The 15,522-nt window shown below is 39.3% G+C and carries 14 protein-coding genes; 9 read left to right on the forward strand and 5 right to left on the reverse strand.

All coding sequences use genetic code 11. The features are described from left to right. Positions 1-246 precede the first annotated feature (246 nt). The gene (locus VB733_RS03810) at positions 247-3,375 is read left to right on the forward strand and encodes a hybrid sensor histidine kinase/response regulator (RefSeq protein WP_323338788.1); all 3,129 of its coding nucleotides are present in this window, start codon (positions 247-249) and stop codon (positions 3,373-3,375) included. 102 nt (positions 3,376-3,477) lie between these two features. Here VB733_RS03810 and VB733_RS03815 read toward each other — a convergent pair whose 3' ends face one another. Together VB733_RS03815 and VB733_RS03820 are read right to left on the reverse strand one after the other, a co-directional pair. Then, a complete protein-coding gene (locus VB733_RS03815; protein ID WP_323338789.1) occupies positions 3,478-3,762 on the reverse strand; it encodes a DUF427 domain-containing protein in 285 nt (94 codons plus the stop codon). Positions 3,763-3,847: 85 nt separating this feature from the next. Continuing rightward, positions 3,848-6,346, reverse strand: a complete 2,499-nt coding sequence (locus VB733_RS03820; RefSeq protein WP_323338790.1) for a PAS domain-containing sensor histidine kinase — start codon at positions 6,344-6,346, stop codon at positions 3,848-3,850. A 234-nt stretch (positions 6,347-6,580) separates the two neighbouring features. Between VB733_RS03820 and VB733_RS03825 the strand changes: the two genes are divergently transcribed. The 3 genes from VB733_RS03825 to VB733_RS03835 all read left to right on the forward strand — a co-directional run bounded on the left by VB733_RS03825 (position 6,581) and on the right by VB733_RS03835 (position 8,962). After that, entirely contained in the window at positions 6,581-7,513 is a 933-nt protein-coding gene (locus VB733_RS03825) for a tetratricopeptide repeat protein (protein WP_323338921.1), read from the forward strand. Positions 7,514-7,817: 304 nt separating this feature from the next. Beyond that, a complete protein-coding gene (locus VB733_RS03830; RefSeq protein WP_323338791.1) occupies positions 7,818-8,423 on the forward strand; it encodes a cytochrome b/b6 domain-containing protein in 606 nt (201 codons plus the stop codon). 8 nt (positions 8,424-8,431) lie between these two features. After that, positions 8,432-8,962, forward strand: coding sequence for a cobalamin biosynthesis protein (locus VB733_RS03835; protein WP_323338792.1), 531 nt, complete (start codon positions 8,432-8,434; stop codon positions 8,960-8,962). A 130-nt stretch (positions 8,963-9,092) separates the two neighbouring features. Here the strand turns inward: VB733_RS03835 and VB733_RS03840 are convergent, their stop codons facing one another. Beyond that, on the reverse strand, positions 9,093-9,446 hold the full coding sequence (locus VB733_RS03840; RefSeq protein ID WP_323338793.1) for a phage holin family protein: 354 nt from the start codon (positions 9,444-9,446) through the stop codon (positions 9,093-9,095). Between the two features lie 287 nt (positions 9,447-9,733). Here VB733_RS03840 and VB733_RS03845 point away from each other — a divergent pair, with 287 nt between their 5' ends. The 4 genes from VB733_RS03845 (at position 9,734) to moaA (ending at position 12,737) form a co-directional block, all read left to right on the forward strand. Beyond that, entirely contained in the window at positions 9,734-10,585 is an 852-nt protein-coding gene (locus VB733_RS03845) for an urease accessory protein UreD (RefSeq protein WP_323338794.1), read from the forward strand. A 231-nt stretch (positions 10,586-10,816) separates the two neighbouring features. Then, positions 10,817-11,119, forward strand: coding sequence for an urease subunit gamma (ureA, locus tag VB733_RS03850; protein WP_323338795.1), 303 nt, complete (start codon positions 10,817-10,819; stop codon positions 11,117-11,119). 103 nt (positions 11,120-11,222) lie between these two features. Beyond that, complete coding sequence (locus VB733_RS03855; protein WP_323338796.1) at positions 11,223-11,585, forward strand: urease subunit beta; 363 nt, start codon at positions 11,223-11,225, stop codon at positions 11,583-11,585. Between the two features lie 147 nt (positions 11,586-11,732). Further along, positions 11,733-12,737, forward strand: coding sequence for a GTP 3',8-cyclase MoaA (gene moaA / locus VB733_RS03860; protein WP_323338797.1), 1,005 nt, complete (start codon positions 11,733-11,735; stop codon positions 12,735-12,737). A gap of 74 nt (positions 12,738-12,811) precedes the next feature. Here moaA and rpsD read toward each other — a convergent pair whose 3' ends face one another. Next, a complete protein-coding gene (rpsD, locus tag VB733_RS03865; RefSeq protein WP_096615901.1) occupies positions 12,812-13,420 on the reverse strand; it encodes a 30S ribosomal protein S4 in 609 nt (202 codons plus the stop codon). 269 nt (positions 13,421-13,689) lie between these two features. Between rpsD and VB733_RS03870 the strand changes: the two genes are divergently transcribed. Continuing rightward, the gene (locus tag VB733_RS03870; RefSeq protein ID WP_323338798.1) at positions 13,690-14,379 is read left to right on the forward strand and encodes a hypothetical protein; all 690 of its coding nucleotides are present in this window, start codon (positions 13,690-13,692) and stop codon (positions 14,377-14,379) included. A 204-nt stretch (positions 14,380-14,583) separates the two neighbouring features. On the opposite strand, the gene hetR is transcribed toward VB733_RS03870, so the two are convergent. Further along, complete coding sequence (gene hetR, locus VB733_RS03875) at positions 14,584-15,483, reverse strand: heterocyst differentiation master regulator HetR (RefSeq protein WP_323338799.1); 900 nt, start codon at positions 15,481-15,483, stop codon at positions 14,584-14,586. Between the last annotated feature and the right edge of the window lie 39 nt (positions 15,484-15,522).

The following is a 15,522-nucleotide window of genomic DNA, read 5'->3' on the forward strand; positions in this document are numbered from 1 at the left end:
CCAACTTAGCCACACATGTTAATTAGTTTGTAGTTTTTAGTTCTTACTGTTAGTTACTATTAACTCTTAACTAGTAATTATTAATCACTAAGTCATATTGTTTGCCAATACCCACCCACATTCCTCAAATAGGTTCGCATTTCCAAGCAAATGGGTAAATGGGAGAAGTCCTAATTTATCGAACGAAAAACAAACAACGAATAACACCAACGCATAACAAATAACTAATGGCTGAGGGGCTAAACCATGTCACAGGACAAAGAACATGAAATCCAGATGCAGTTTCTGGAAGAAGCGACAGACTATCTAAACACCTTGGAAGGGGTTTTACTCGACATCGATACAACCCACGGGATTGAAATAGATAAAATCAATGCAGCACTGCGAGCTGCCCACTCGATTAAGGGTGGTGCAGCCATGATGGGTTTTCGCGCTCTCAGCGATTTAGCACACCGAATCGAAGATTCGTTTAAAGTTTTGAAAACTAAGCGAAATTCGTTGGAAATTGACACCGAATTGCAGAGTTTACTTTTAGCTAGTGTTGATTGGTTGCGTCAAATTGTCGCACTGCATTCGGAAGGTAATGTTTTGGAGGATGAATGGTTAGCGACTTTTTGCTATCCGGTATTTGATGAACTACACCAGCGTTTGGGCGACCCCAACCCGGAAGATGCCAGTACAATGTTGACATCCGAAGAGGGTCAAGATATTGTCCCGTTACTGTTTGAATCGGAAGTTGAAGCTTCTTTGCAACGATTGCAGTCGATTTTGCTTAATCATCAGCCAGCTAGCAGTCTGAAGGAAGAAGTGAGTATTATGGCTGCGGAGTTGGGTGGATTGGGTGAGATGTTACAGTTGGAATCTTTTAGCCGTCTGTGCGAATCTATAACTCACCATTTAGCATATGCTGATCCTGTTCATGTTGATAGAATTGCTCGTGCAGCCCTTGATGCTTGGAGGCGATCGCAAGCTTTAGTATTAACTAACCAATTGGACAGTTTACCTGTGGAGCTTGATATTGCCAATTTACCACTCACGACTACCACAAGTGAGGAGATGGCAACGGCAGCCGAGTTGACTCAACCAGAACCACAAATAAATCACCTAGCGGCAAATGGTGTCACTGAAGTTGTGGCAAATTGGATTGATGATGAAGTATTAAATGCTGATTTTGAAGCTTTGGAAGCTGCTTTTGCGGAAGAAAGTGCGAATAATCTGGAGTTTGCCGAAGTTGAATTATCTGAGCCTGTTGCTGCTTTTGAGATTAAAGACAGCAATTACTTATTTAGCCAGTTCGCCGCAGCTAATGCGGAACCAGCAGAAAAACCCAAGGAACGGGATTCTCAAGAAAATACAGTCCGGGTTCCCAGCAAGCAACTTGAACAAATCAATGATTTATTTGGCGAATTAATTATCCAGCGCAATGGTTTAAACTTGCAACTCGAACGCTTACGCAAACTTGTTCGCAACCTGAACCAACGGGTGCAAGTATTAGATCGAGAAAATCAACATCTGCGTACTGCCTACGATAAAATTGCGACTCAAAGCATTACTGCTTTGGAAAATCATAATCACAGTTCTACTGAAAATCATCTCAATCTTAATTATGGCGATTATAGCGATTATAGCGATCGCGAATTAGAAATCAGTCATGGGAACGAAATTCCTGGTATCAATCACCGCTTCGATATCTTGGAAATGGATAGATACAACGAACTCAACCTATTGTCACAGGAAGTAATGGAAACCATTGTCCAGGTACAAGAAGTCACCACAGACCTGCAAATTAGTCTTGATGACACCGACAATATTTCCCGCAAACTCAATAAAACCTCCAAACAACTCCAACGCAAACTCACCCAAGTCCGGATGCGTCCCTTGGCAGATGTAGTTGACCGTTTTCCCCGGGCTTTACGCGACCTATGTATCGAATATGGCAAAAACGTCCAACTCAAAATCGAAGGTGGTAACACCCTGATCGAACGCAGTATCTTAGAATTACTTCACGACCCATTAATGCACTTAGTGCGGAATGCCTTCGACCACGGCATCGAAGAACCAAGCGCCAGAATCGCAGCCGGAAAACCCGAACAGGGAACCATTGAAATTAAAGCTACCCACATTGGAAACCGCACAATTATTAGCCTGCGTGATGACGGACGAGGAATTTCCCTCGAAAAAATTCGCGATCGCGCTCTAGAGATGGGGTTGGATGCAGCTTTGCTTTCCCAAGCCAATGATGAAGAATTACTCTCATTAATTTTTGAACCGGGTTTTAGTACCTCTAACCAAGTTACAGCTCTTTCCGGTCGTGGTGTCGGCATGGATGTTGTCCGTAATAACCTCAAGCAAGTTCGCGGAGATGTCAAAGTTGATACTCAACTTGGTCAAGGAACAACATTCATCCTATCTGTACCATTTACGCTATCTGTGGCAAGAGTCCTGCTAGTAGAAAGCAATCGTATGTTACTGGCATTTCCAACCGATGTTGTCGAGGAAATCTTCTTGCTGCAAGAGGAACTTGTAGTGACAATGGCGAATGGCGAATTCCTAAATTGGCAAGGAAATATGTTGCCATTAATACGCTTGGGTAGATATTTAGAATTTAACTGCCCTCGTCAAGATAACCCGAATTTGGAAACAGCACCGGCAATTAATGCCGAATCGGTGTTAATTTTCCAGGATAAAAATCAGCCTGTGGCAATCTCAGTGGAAAGAACTTGGGGAGAACAGGAAGTTGCAATTCGTTTGGTTGAGGGGAATATTCCTCTACCTGCGGGCTTTAATAATTGTACGATTCTTGGTGATGGACGTGTTGTTCCATTGGTGAATGTCGGGGAATTATTATATGCGATAAGCCGTGCGATGACTTCGCCAAATTCCACTAACGAAGCGAATCCTCAGAAACAACAACTATCTTCCACGCGCTTGAAGACAGCTTTTCTGACACCCCCAGAGGAAAAACCAGAATCCTCGCCCAGAAATCAAAAAGGTACTATTTTGATTGTTGATGACTCGATTAATGTGCGCCGTTTCCTAGCTTTAACTTTGGAAAAGGCTGGTTATTTAGTCGAACAAGCCAAAGATGGGCAAGATGCAATGGAAAAACTGCAAGCTGGTTTAAGAGTGCAAGCGGTGATTTGTGATATCGAAATGCCTCGGATTGATGGTTATGGATTTTTAGGTCGCGTTAAATCTAATAATGATTTTAAGGCTATACCTGTTGCTATGTTGACATCACGTAGTAGTGATAAGCATCGACAGCTAGCAATACAATTGGGGGCGCGTGCCTATTTCTCAAAACCCTATAACGAACAAGAATTATTACGAGCTTTGGAGGATATTATTTTTCCCCTCGCTGGTGTGGGTAAGTAATAGATGCGGAGAGTGAGAGAGTGAGAGTGAGTGGGAAAAGAAGAAAATAAAGGAATATGTGAGATATTCCCCTGTTTTCAAGTACCTAAATTTTCCGTCCTTTTACGCTTCGACTTTGACACCGCGCCAAAAGGCGACATAACCTTCAATCTGTTTTGCTTTTTCTTTGGTATTGGGATAATACCAAGCTGCATCTTTGTTGACTTGTCCATCTACTTCAATACTGTAATAGCTAGCCACTCCCTTCCAAGGACAAGTGGTGTGGGTGTCGCTGTCTTTGAAGTATTGCTTGTTAATTGCTTCAGCAGGGAAGTAATGATTGCCTTCAACAACTACTGTATTATTGCTTTCTGCTAATACTGCACCGTTCCAAGTCGCTGTTGTCATGGGTAATTATTGCTCGATAAATGTTCTCTAATTACATTTTGACAAAAATTAGCATAATTTCGGAGTCAGAATCAACAGGTTTTAGTTAAGCATGGGTGACTTTACTTTGTTTGTGGGGAATTGTAATGATAAATTCTGCTCCTTTACCGGGAGAGGAAATACATTTTAATTGTCCGCCATGTTTTTCGGTAATAATTTGATAGCTAATCGATAAACCCATACCAGTACCTTTACCAACTGCTTTGGTTGTATAAAATGGGTCAAATAGCCGCTTTTGAACTGATTCTGGAACCCCGAAACCATTATCAGCAATCCGAATCATAATTGGGGCAAGATTAGAGGGATTTACTGGATTATTATGTTCTGAATTAATATTTTCTAAATTGATATTTTCTGAATTGATATTTTCTGGATTAATTATTTGAGTTTGAATCCAAATTGTCGGCATAAAATTTTTCTCTTCTTCTTTGATGATATTTTGATTACTAATTCTTTCCTCCAAAGCATCGATCGCATTACTCAAAATATTCATAAATACTTGATTTAATTGACCTGCATAGCACTCAACTTCTGGTAAGTTGCCATATTCTTTGATTATATTAATTCGTTGTCTATAACTAGTTTCTCGGAGCCGATGTTCTAAGATTACCAAAGTGCTATCAATTCCTTGATGGATATTCACTGTTTTATATTCAGCTTCATCCATCCTGGAAAAAGTGCGAAGAGAGAGAACAATTTGTTTAATTCTATTTGCACCCATTTTCATTGATGAGAGTAATTTTGGTAAATCTTGAACTATAAATTCTAAATCAATTGCTTCAATTTCATCTTGGATTGGTGCAACTGGTTTGGGATAATATTCTTGATAAAGTTGTAGTAAGTTAAATAAATTTTTGATGTATTCTGCTGCTGGTTCTAAATTACTATAGATGAAACTGACGGGGTTATTGATTTCGTGAGCGACTCCTGCAACCAGTTGTCCTAAAGATGACATTTTTTCACTTTGAACAAGTTGTGCTTGAGCGTGTTGAAGTTCTGTCAGGGCTTGTTGCAATTCTTCAGTTTGTTTTTGTAATTGAGTCTCAATCAGTTTACGCTGAGTAATATTCAATGTTGTGACAACAATTCGATGAATTTTACCATCATTATTTTGTACAGGGCTAACAGTAATTGCACTCCAAAGTACCTGGCTGTTAAAAGTTAAGCATTCTTCATCGAAAATTGTTTTCCCAGTTCGTAAGCATTCTGTCACTCTTTTGTACATTGCTAAACTTTCAATTTCACCATGTACTTGCTTGAGTGTTTTGCCAATTACTTCCGTTCTTTTTAAGCCTGTAACTCTTTCCGTGGAACTATTCCAAGCACTATAGTAAACTTCTCCATCATCGTGAATATCGACTACGACAATTGGGTTATCTGCACCTTCAAATACTGTACGTAAAAATTCTTCTTGTTCTTGTAATTTTATTTCTGCTGCTTGACGTTTGCTAATATCAAGTGCAACTCCAATTAAACCAATTATCTTACCTGATTCATCCCGTTGAGGCACAAGATGTTGCTCGAAAGTAATTCCTAGAGTTTCAGTAGTACAAGTTAACTCATGACCACTTAAAACCTGTCGAATATTATCTAACAATTCCGGGTAGTCTTGATATAGTTCATAAACAGATAATCCAACTACTTGCCCTGGTTTTAAACCCAATACCTCCAAAGCTTTACCATCAGAAAAGGTAAATATTCCCTGGCAATTGAGTGCATATAAAATTAAAGGAGCAGAACTAATTACTGTTTGCAAACGTTCTTCAGTCGCTTGTAGGGCTTTTTCAGCTTCTGCACGTAGTTGTTCTAAAATTTGATGTTCTTTAATATCTTGACTATTAATGATGTGAGGATTATTGCCAATTGTTTCTGGGAGGGAAAATCTTAAATTTGATGGTAAATTTGATTGCAGATTTGATTGCAAATTTGATTGCAAATTTAATTTTGAATTTAAATATGTATGAATCGCATCTGCCTGAGGTATTTGTGCTTTTGGAGAAATAATTGGAGGGTTATCTTTAATGTCAATAATTGGAGGTGAATTATCGAGTAAAACTTGAAATAGTGATTGCGGATTTGGTGAACATACTTCACTAATATTTGATTCACTAATATTTGGTTCACTACTATACGTAACTGTAGCGACCAGTTGCTGGATTGGAGTTTTATCTATTAAAGGTGCAACTGTCACCGCCAGGAAAGTAATCTTACCATTAACACAAAATTGTTCTTGAAAACGAATATTCTGTCCTGATATAAAGCACTCAGCATAACGTTGACAATATATTTTGGTGATTTCATCGGGGAATAATTCTGCATGGGTTTTTCCAAGCAAAGTTTCCATTGCTACAGGAATCATACGTGTAAATGCAGGATTAAAACCAACAAACCGGAAATCAGTACCAGCTTCGACAACATCCAAAATATAAATCCCACAATCCATCGCTGCCCAAATAGCTTGGAAAATTTGGGGATTATTCACCAATAATTCGGATTCTGTGATGTTTTGAAGTGGTTTTGAATTGTGGCAAGTATTTTCCTGCATAAAATAAATTATTTTGAATGTAATCGAAACACAACTGGTAATCGATGAAAAAAGTGACTTGTTACAAAAGCTGTATATATTATTCCCTGGAAATGCTTATGATTACCATACAGAGAACATTGGATTGTAACTATCTAGTCCAACCTCTGCATTTTTATTGACTAATAGAAATTTAACTATGAAGTCATGGTATTGTTTTGGGAATGTGAATTGAAAAAATCCTCCTAAGGTATGATGCCAAATTCATTTAAGCTTACTCTAAATCTAGAGGCAGAATTTTTCTTTCAGCAAGGATTGCGTCGTAACAAGGTAGAAAAATTTGAAGCTGCGATCGCAAGTTTCGATAAAGCGCTAAGATGTAAGCCAGAATACCCCGAAGCTATGTTTCAGAAAGGTTTTGCACTGGGTTCTTTAGGAAAACACGCTTTGGCGATCGCTTGCTTTGATGAAATGTTACTGTTAAAGCAGGATGATTGTTGGGTTTGGCACAACCGGGCTATCGCTCTTGGCAAACTGGAGCTTTATGAGGAAGCGCTTAATAGTTTTGAGCGGGCAATCGAGTTTAATCCCAATGCGGCAACGGCTTGGCACAATCGTGGTTTGACTTTATGCGATTTAGGGCAGCATGAGAAAGCCATTAAAAGCTTTGAGCGGACTTTAAAATTACAACCGGATGCTTACTGGGCATGGTACAACCGGGGAAATGCGTTGAAACAATTAGGACGTTATGAAGATGCGTTAAATAGTTACGATCGCGCCATCGAATTTAATCCTAAAAATATTTTAGCTTGGTATTATCGAGGTATCAATTTAAATGAATGGGGCAACTACAAAAAAGCCATTCTGAGTTTTGAACGGGTTCTGAAAATTCAACCACAATATCATCGAGCTTGGTTCCATCAAGCTGTTGCTTGGGAACAACTGAAAAACTACGAGAATGCGATTTTTGCTTATACTCAAGCCTTGGAATTAGTGCCCAATAGTGATATTGTTTGCTACAATCTTGCCCGTTGTTATGTACTATTAAATAATTGCGATCGGGCAATTGAAAATTTACGTCAAGCAATTAGTCTTTGTCCTGAAAAATACATCAAAATTATCCAATCCTGTTCGGAATTTGACATTATCCGCCAAGATGAACGCTTTCAATCATTGATGCAGTTCTGATTTCTGCTGATTTCATTCCCAATTATATCTATAGAATCTGCCTCAAATCCCCAAAATATTGTAGAGACGTTATCTATAATGTCTCTACCTAATATTCTCCAAGGACACAACCTGCAATCAATATTTTTAACTAGCATAACCTATTGACTATCCTGATAAGTTGCTACACTAAGTACAAGTAAAAACTCCACATATCCATATTTGTAATATTGGTATTTGTAATATTTGTATTCATAATACCTAGATTCATAGGATGTGGTTTTTTGAATCAATGTACTTTATCAAAGTTAGGCTAAATAAAGTTATGCCTCGTTCTCAACCATACCAACCATTTTTATTACGCTTGCTTCATGGAATTAATGCATTATTAATTATTGGTGCGGCAATTACAGGCTTTTTGGTTTATGACAGTTGGGATGGGAGGTTTGGCGCTTTATCTATTACTACAAGAAATCGTAGTTTAATTGATATTCACGGTACATTTGGCTTTTTTATTGTTTATGTCGCCTTACCTTTATTTTTAATTTATTGTTGGCAAGCGGGTAGAAAGCGTTTAGTACAAGCAGATACTTTTCAACAAATCAGTAATTTTGGCACACCTATTTGGTGGTACGCATTGCAAAGAATTACTAATACTTTAATGATTGTAGCGGCACTATTTTCAGTTATTTCCGGTAAATTTCAAGATGAAAATTGGCTACCGCTAGGTGATTTTAATCATGTTGCTTATGCATTGCATTTAATTGCTTGGGCTGTCATAATTTTAGCTCTGGCACTTCATTTATTAATGAGTGCAAAAGTTGGCGGTTTTCCGTTATTGCTATCCATCTTCAATACCACATATCGCCCTGAAGATAGTCCAGCTTTATGGCGTGATAAAATTATGAATATATTTCGGAAAAATAAGTAGTAACTCCGGTGGATTACATTTATAAATTGTGGGTTGGTATTGGCTGTACAAGAGGTACTTCACAGGAATTGATTGAGTTTGCGATCGCTCAAATTTTTCGAGAACATGGATTATTAGAAAGTGCGATCGTTGGTATTGCTACTGTCGATAGTAAGGTGTCAGAAATTGGTTTAATTCAATTTTGTCAAACCCATAATTTATTATTAAAATTATTCTCATCGCAGCTTTTACAAAATATTATCGTACCGAATCCTTCACAATTTGTTGCTGCTCAAATGGAAACTTTTAGTGTTGCTGAAGCTGCGGCAATTCTTGCTAGTTATGATTCTTTTCATGTACAGTTGCATCAAGAAATAGAAAATGCCGGAAAGAACATATTCCCAGCAAATCAGGAAAATTATTTTGATCATTCACTTAACTACAGAAGTAACCTAGAAAAGTCAATGAATTATCTTCTAATTCCTAAACAAAAATTTTCTTCTGTAAATTCAAAACTTCAAGGTAATGTGACAGTTGCAGTTGCGATTGCCAAACAATAATATATCTTGGAGTTGGAATGAGAAGTTATACGGAAGAACATTCTCCCCATAGGAGATGTTGGGGTAGAATCCCCAACATCTCCCAAGTCTTGGTTATCAACAATATGGATTCTAAGAAGCAGGCAAACCACTAGTCCACGATGCGGACAAAATGATTAATAACGCTAGAAACAATAGATAGTACAATTGAACCGAGAAGAGCAGCAATGAAGCCGTCAATTCTAAAACCATAGGCAGGAGTCAAAGCACTAGCAATCATCAATGCTATTGCATTGAGGACAAATGAAAATAAACCGAAGGTGATTAAGGTGATCGGAAATGCTAAAATTCCTAAAATTGGGCGCACGATCGCATTTACCAAACCAATCACAATCGCAGCAACTAAAGCCGCAACAAAGCTTGTAACAAAAAATCCAGGAACAATATTCGCAGTTATAATTAAAGCGATCGCGGTTCCTATCCAGGTTAATAAAAAGTTTTTCATATGGTTTCCAGTGGATTAATCAGGATTTTCCATTATCCCACCATCATTATTACCGAATAAGTATTTAGCATCAATACAAAGGCAAGATGAAAATTTGCCCCAGGAACAAATATTATAAAAAATATTAATTATCACGCACATGTGACAAGATGTAGGGAAAACTAAGCATATACTCTCTGCATCGCTAATATTGTTTCTCCACAATCTGGCAACACATCACATAAATCTCCGTGTCTCTCCATCTCCGCGTCACCATCTGTTAATTTATTTTGGAGAATTGGTATAACATGTCTTCTGACTATCTGGAAACAATACAAGCATCCAAGAACTGGCACGGCAAACTAAATTTAATCTATGGGTATCGTCAGAATAAAACACAACTAATTTATAGCCACCATCAAGCCCCACTCAATATCCAACGTCCATTTTATCCAGAAGGAAAATCGATTTGCCATAGCGTCATTTTACATACTGCTGGCGGGATTGTGGGAGGAGACAAATTATCTTCTAGTTTTTGTTTGCAAGAGGATTCGCAAGCATTAATCACTACAGCCGCAGCCAGCAAAATTTATCGTAGTAACGGCTTGCAAGCACAGCAAAATATTCAGATAAAAGTCTGTAGCGGTGGTTGTTTAGAATATTTACCACAAGAAACAATTGTATTTGACGGTGCAATTTATCGCCAAGATACAGAAATAGAATTAGCTAAAAGTAGTACATTTATTGGTTGGGAAATAACTAGGTTTGGACGCAGTGCCAGAGGTGAAAAGTTTTTACAAGGGGACTGGCGCAGCCACACCACGATTTCCCAGGAAGGTAAACCATTATGGATAGATAGACAATGGATACCCGGTAACGAAGAAGTATTTCACAGTCCTCACGGGTTGGCAGGAAATGCGATCGCAGCTACTCTAGTCTATATTGGCAATCCTGTATCGCCCGACATTATCACACAAGCACGTTGTTTATGGACAGGAGTAGGTGAAACAGGTGTTACACGATTAGAACATGGATTTTTGTGTAGATATCGGGGGAACTCCACCACTGAAGTGCGACACTGGTTTATTAGTGTCTGGCATTTAGTACGTCAATCTTTTTTAGGACGTTCTGATTGCATACCAAGAGTTTGGCAAATTTAACAAAGCCTGGGGTTTAATTCCCCTGTCTCTACAGACAGCTTGTTTTGTGTTGGGGTAAAATCCCCGTCACAAAACGCAATTGCGAATTGCGTAGCTTGCTTCTCGCGGAGCGAGTATTGCGAATTGCGTAGCTTTAGCTTCTCGCGGAGCGAGTATTGCGAATTGCGAATTGTTTTAAAGGGTTCGGTTTTAAGGGTTAAGTTTAAAGGATTAGGTTTAAAGGATTAAATAATGCAACTTACGCCGCAGGAAAAAGACAAGTTATTAATTTTTACTGCTGCTTTATTGGCAGAGAGACGCAAGGAAAGAGGTTTAAAATTAAATTATCCTGAAGCTGTGGCTTTTATTTCTGCTGCGATTTTGGAAGGTGCAAGAGATGGAAGAACAGTTGCAGAACTCATGAGTTATGGTACTACTTTATTAAATCGGGATGATGTCATGGAAGGCGTACCGGAAATGATTCATGATGTCCAGGTGGAAGCGACTTTTCCTGATGGGACTAAATTAGTAACTGTACATAATCCTATTCAGTAACTTTTTCAAAAAGTTAATGACAACAATCAAAATTTGCGAATTCAGGCATGATATTTAATCATTCAATTATTCTTTAATTTTCAGTAATTACTCAGCTAAATTTATGATTCCAGGTGAAATTATTACTCAAGCAGGCGAAATTGAACTCAATGTAGGACGCACTACTATAAGTTTAAAAATCGCGAATACAGGAGATAGACCAATTCAAGTAGGTTCTCACTTTCACTTTTTTGAAGTTAATCCATCATTGCATTTTGAGAGAGACAAAGCACGAGGAATGCGCTTAGATATACCTGCGGGAACTGCCGTAAGATTTGAACCTGGTGATGAAAAAGAAGTAGTTTTAATCCCTTTGGTGGGAAGTCGTCAAGTATATGGTTTTAATGGATTAATTAATGGCGCATTGACGGAAACAGAAAAAACTTCTCACAAGAAAAATAAGCAAAAGAAGAAAGATAAAAATTAATAATAGCAATTCCAGACGATCGCATTTCCCATGATATTGCCAGTATTTTTTCTGATTGCACACTAAAATTGTATCAAGAGCCAATATTGATATCTTGACAAAAATTCAACTTCGTGAAAGCGAAGAATATCATAGCGATCGCCAAAAATGAACCAAGTAGATTATTTAAGAATCAGCTTGATTGACCGTTGTAACTTCCGTTGCCAATACTGTATGCCGGAAGGTACGGAGTTAGATTACATACTCAAACAAAATCTCTTAACGAACCAAGAATTACTTACCCTCATCCAAGAAGTCTTTATTCCCGTCGGCTTTACTCGCTTCCGTTTAACTGGAGGTGAACCGTTATTGCGTCCTGGTTTAGTGGAATTAGTTGAGGCTATGGCTTCACTTCCAGAAACCCAAGACATCTCAATGACAACCAATGGATTTTTACTGGCACCAGTAGCACAGAATCTCTACAATGCAGGTTTGCGGCGAATTAATATTAGTTTAGATTCCCTCGATTCTGACACCTTTAATCAAATTATTGGGAATAAAAAGATTGATCATCGGGGACGTTCCCAATGGCAAAATGTTTGGGATGGGATTCAAACAGCTTACCAGGTTGGATTTGACCCTTTAAAGTTAAATGTAGTCGTGATTCCTGGGATTAATGACTGTGAAATTTTAGATTTAGCGGCATTAACTATCCACAAAAAATGGCACGTTCGCTTTATTGAATTTATGCCGATTGGCAACAGTGAATTATTTACTGGCAAAGGTTGGATAGCATCCGCAGAAATACGGCAACAAATTCGCGATCGCTGGGGATTAACAGAAGCAGAAGTGTGTGGAAATGGTCCTGCGGATATCTTTAAAATTCCTGGGGCACAAGGCACTTTAGGATTTATTAGTCAAATGTCGGAATGTTTTTGTGACAAATGTAACCGTGTGCGTTTGAGTGCCGATGGTTGGTTGCGTCCTTGTTTATTGAATGAAACAGGGCAAATAGACTTAAAAACTGCTCTGCGCCAAGGAGTCAGTATGACCACATTGCGAGAGCAGTTACAAGAATTATTGACGGTAAAATCTGAGATTAATTTTAAACAGCGTTACTCCGGGACTACGACAGGGAATTACAGCCGCACCATGTCGCAAATTGGAGGATAAAAATAATTAAATTAGCAGTGATGAGTTGTGAATTATGAGTTAAGAATACTCACTAATCAACACTCAACACTTTCTTAAGCTTGACGTGAGTAATACTCAACAACCAATAGCTCATTAATTTGTAGTGCTACCCATTCACGTTCAACCACACCATTCACCTTACCTTCGAGTTTATTTTTATCAAACTCTAAGTGGCTAGGAATGTTTGCCAAACCGGGGTACTGCAAGTTTGCTTCAACTAGTTTTTTCGAGCGATCGTTATTACGCACCGCAATTTGGTCTCCGGGACGACATTGATAACTAGCAATATTGACCTCACGACCGTTAATCAAAACGTGACCGTGGTTAACCAATTGACGCGCAGCAGGGATGGTGGGAGCCATTCCCAAACGGAAAACGGTATTGTCTAACCGCATTTCTAATAATTGCAATAGCACTTGTCCGGTTGAACCAGTTACACGACGTGCTTTACGAACGTAGCGTAGTAACTGTTTCTCACTGACACCATAATTGAAACGAAGTTTTTGTTTTTCTTCCAAACGGATAGCATATTCAGAACGCTTCTTGCGGTTCTGACCGTGCTGTCCGGGAGCATAAGCACGACGAGCGCTTTTACGACTTAATCCGGGTAATTCACCTAGACGACGGGTTATTCTTAAGCGGGGTCCTCTGTATCGGGACATGGTTTTCCTACTTTAGTCCTGTTTAAATTTGACTCAGACATTTAATTATATATGTTAATTGGTAATTGTTAATGGGGAATTTCAAATTTTCAATTTCAAATTTTCAATCCTTTGCTCCTACTGGTAATATCATGTCCGCCTGAATACGAGGGATAAAACTGACGCGGGGATGGGGAGATAGAGGGACGCGAGGAAAAACTCATAATAACTGACTTACCAGACTCGATATTCAGACAAATGAACCATTGACTAATAACTCCCAATAACTCATGAAAGATGCGGTAGCATTACTGTGGTGTCTGGAGATATTAAAAATGTTGAGAAAAGTTAAATATACAAGTGTTATTGGTGTAGTTTTCGGAATAAGTGGGTGTTTAGGAATGACTTTAACATTACCGTCATTACCTGCGATCGCCCAAGTTAGTTATTGGAGTAATGACTACCGTGCCTGTGCTGGCAGGTTGTTACGCTTAGGAATCAATGCAGAAGACGCTTCCCAAGCTTGCGCTCAGGTATTACGTCCACGGGAATTTTCCACCTGCGTCACTCGGATTCAAAAACAAACTCAAATAGCTGCTGCTGACATTTTGCCTTCTTGTCGTTTGGCTCGTCGTCCTGAGGACTTGGGAACTTGTGTGGTTGGGATTAGCGCGAGTAAAAAAGAAGCTTTTGACCCATCAATTTTAAACTACTGTAATCGCAGTTTATTACCTGTGCGTTTTGCTCAATGTGTAGTTGGTTTGCGGAGTGAGGTTGATTTTTCCGCACTTCAAGCGATGGATACTTGTATCGATGGCAGCGATAAGTTAGGGGGTTTGTTACCTCCATTTATCCCAGCTAATCAGACTCCAGTTGAAACTCCTAGCCAGCCCACAAACGAATTTAACCGGACTTTCGAGACTACTCCTCTTAAACCTCAACCTCAACCTCAACCAGCCCCTGTGCCTCAAAGAAATTAAGCAGCACGACGGGAAATGCTTCCCATGCTAATCAAACAAGGATTGTGCTTTTTCAACTTTTAATTTTTTCGCGGCAGCAAGTAGTATTGAATTTCCAGTGCAAAACCCGAATCCGTGGCTGGATTCGGGCTAGATATATAAAGTTAGTTATAGTTTTCTATTGGGAACTAATGTCAAGCTAATGGTTAAATTTAACTTGATTACTTAGTCTTCTTTCTTGCCAAAAACCATTTGTAAAATCATCGGCATACCATCCTCTTGGTGATATTTATCAGCCCAAGCCCGGATAATCTCATCCAATTCTGTCATTGCTTGCTGCATCTTTTCGGTGGGAATATCTAATTCCTCCAAAACACGCATGGCATTGGGACGACGTTCTGCCCAGTCACGCATCATCCGAAAATACCGAGCGGTGTCTTCTACCATGATGTATGTACGTTCTTGGTCGTCCGCAGGTGCATAGTAAGGGCGAGTCAAGGCGTAGAAAGGCATTCCCCAAGGCGAATCAATCCGCGTGACAGTACCGGAGTAGAGTAAACGACGTTTGATATGTTCGGCTAGGGCTTCACTCAGCAACATGTGGTGCTGCAATGGCAAATCTTCTTGCGATCGCTTGTGCAAAAACTCAATCAATTCTAAAAATTCAAAAGAACTGATTAACTGAGCGTCGGGTAGATTTTCGGGCAATTTCTGCTCGATTTGCTTCTTTTCTTCGCTAGTTAAACTGGTTCCCGGAATTCGAGAACGCCCTGGTCGCCAAGGATATTTTTCCATCCACACATAGGGTAATTGAATCAGATAGCGTGGTTCCTGTGAACCCAGCATCTTCAACAATTTCCCCTCAGTTAGTGCTTGTCTTACCTCCTCGACAATCGCTTTGACGCGCTTTGGTTCCAGGTGGTGTAGGTGCCCTGTCATTCGCAGGTTTTGCCCCTGTTCCAAGTAAGTCATGTAAATAGCGCATTTGGCTGCGGTTGCGGCTGCATCTAGAAACGCCCCATGCCTGTGCCCACTCGTCCGCATGGCACTAAAAGCCAGATAAAGCATGATCTGATCCATTGCACTGGGGCCTAAACGTTTGATCAGATCGATGTCGTTACTCATATTACAGACAGATGAATAGCACGTTTACAAGTTTTCAGT

It is taken from the genome of Calothrix sp. UHCC 0171, from assembly GCF_034931845.1.
Classification (GTDB): Bacteria; Cyanobacteriota; Cyanobacteriia; order Cyanobacteriales; family Nostocaceae; genus Brunnivagina.

Bases quoted from the DNA above. Each gene is read 5' to 3' on its own strand.
- VB733_RS03830 (WP_323338791.1), top strand. From the start codon at position 7,818: ATGCCTCGTTCTCAACCATACCAACCATTTTTATTACGCTTGCTTCAT.
- ureA (WP_323338795.1), top strand. From the start codon at position 10,817: ATGCAACTTACGCCGCAGGAAAAAGACAAGTTATTAATTTTTACTGCT.
- VB733_RS03815 (WP_323338789.1), bottom strand. From the start codon at position 3,762: ATGACAACAGCGACTTGGAACGGTGCAGTATTAGCAGAAAGCAATAAT.
- VB733_RS03870 (WP_323338798.1), top strand. From the start codon at position 13,690: ATGAAAGATGCGGTAGCATTACTGTGGTGTCTGGAGATATTAAAAATG.
- VB733_RS03825 (WP_323338921.1), top strand. From the start codon at position 6,581: ATGCCAAATTCATTTAAGCTTACTCTAAATCTAGAGGCAGAATTTTTC.
- moaA (WP_323338797.1), top strand. From the start codon at position 11,733: ATGAACCAAGTAGATTATTTAAGAATCAGCTTGATTGACCGTTGTAAC.
- VB733_RS03840 (WP_323338793.1), bottom strand. From the start codon at position 9,446: ATGAAAAACTTTTTATTAACCTGGATAGGAACCGCGATCGCTTTAATT.
- hetR (WP_323338799.1), bottom strand. From the start codon at position 15,483: ATGAGTAACGACATCGATCTGATCAAACGTTTAGGCCCCAGTGCAATG.
- VB733_RS03820 (WP_323338790.1), bottom strand. From the start codon at position 6,346: ATGCAGGAAAATACTTGCCACAATTCAAAACCACTTCAAAACATCACA.
- VB733_RS03845 (WP_323338794.1), top strand. From the start codon at position 9,734: ATGTCTTCTGACTATCTGGAAACAATACAAGCATCCAAGAACTGGCAC.
- VB733_RS03855 (WP_323338796.1), top strand. From the start codon at position 11,223: ATGATTCCAGGTGAAATTATTACTCAAGCAGGCGAAATTGAACTCAAT.
- rpsD (WP_096615901.1), bottom strand. From the start codon at position 13,420: ATGTCCCGATACAGAGGACCCCGCTTAAGAATAACCCGTCGTCTAGGT.
- VB733_RS03810 (WP_323338788.1), top strand. From the start codon at position 247: ATGTCACAGGACAAAGAACATGAAATCCAGATGCAGTTTCTGGAAGAA.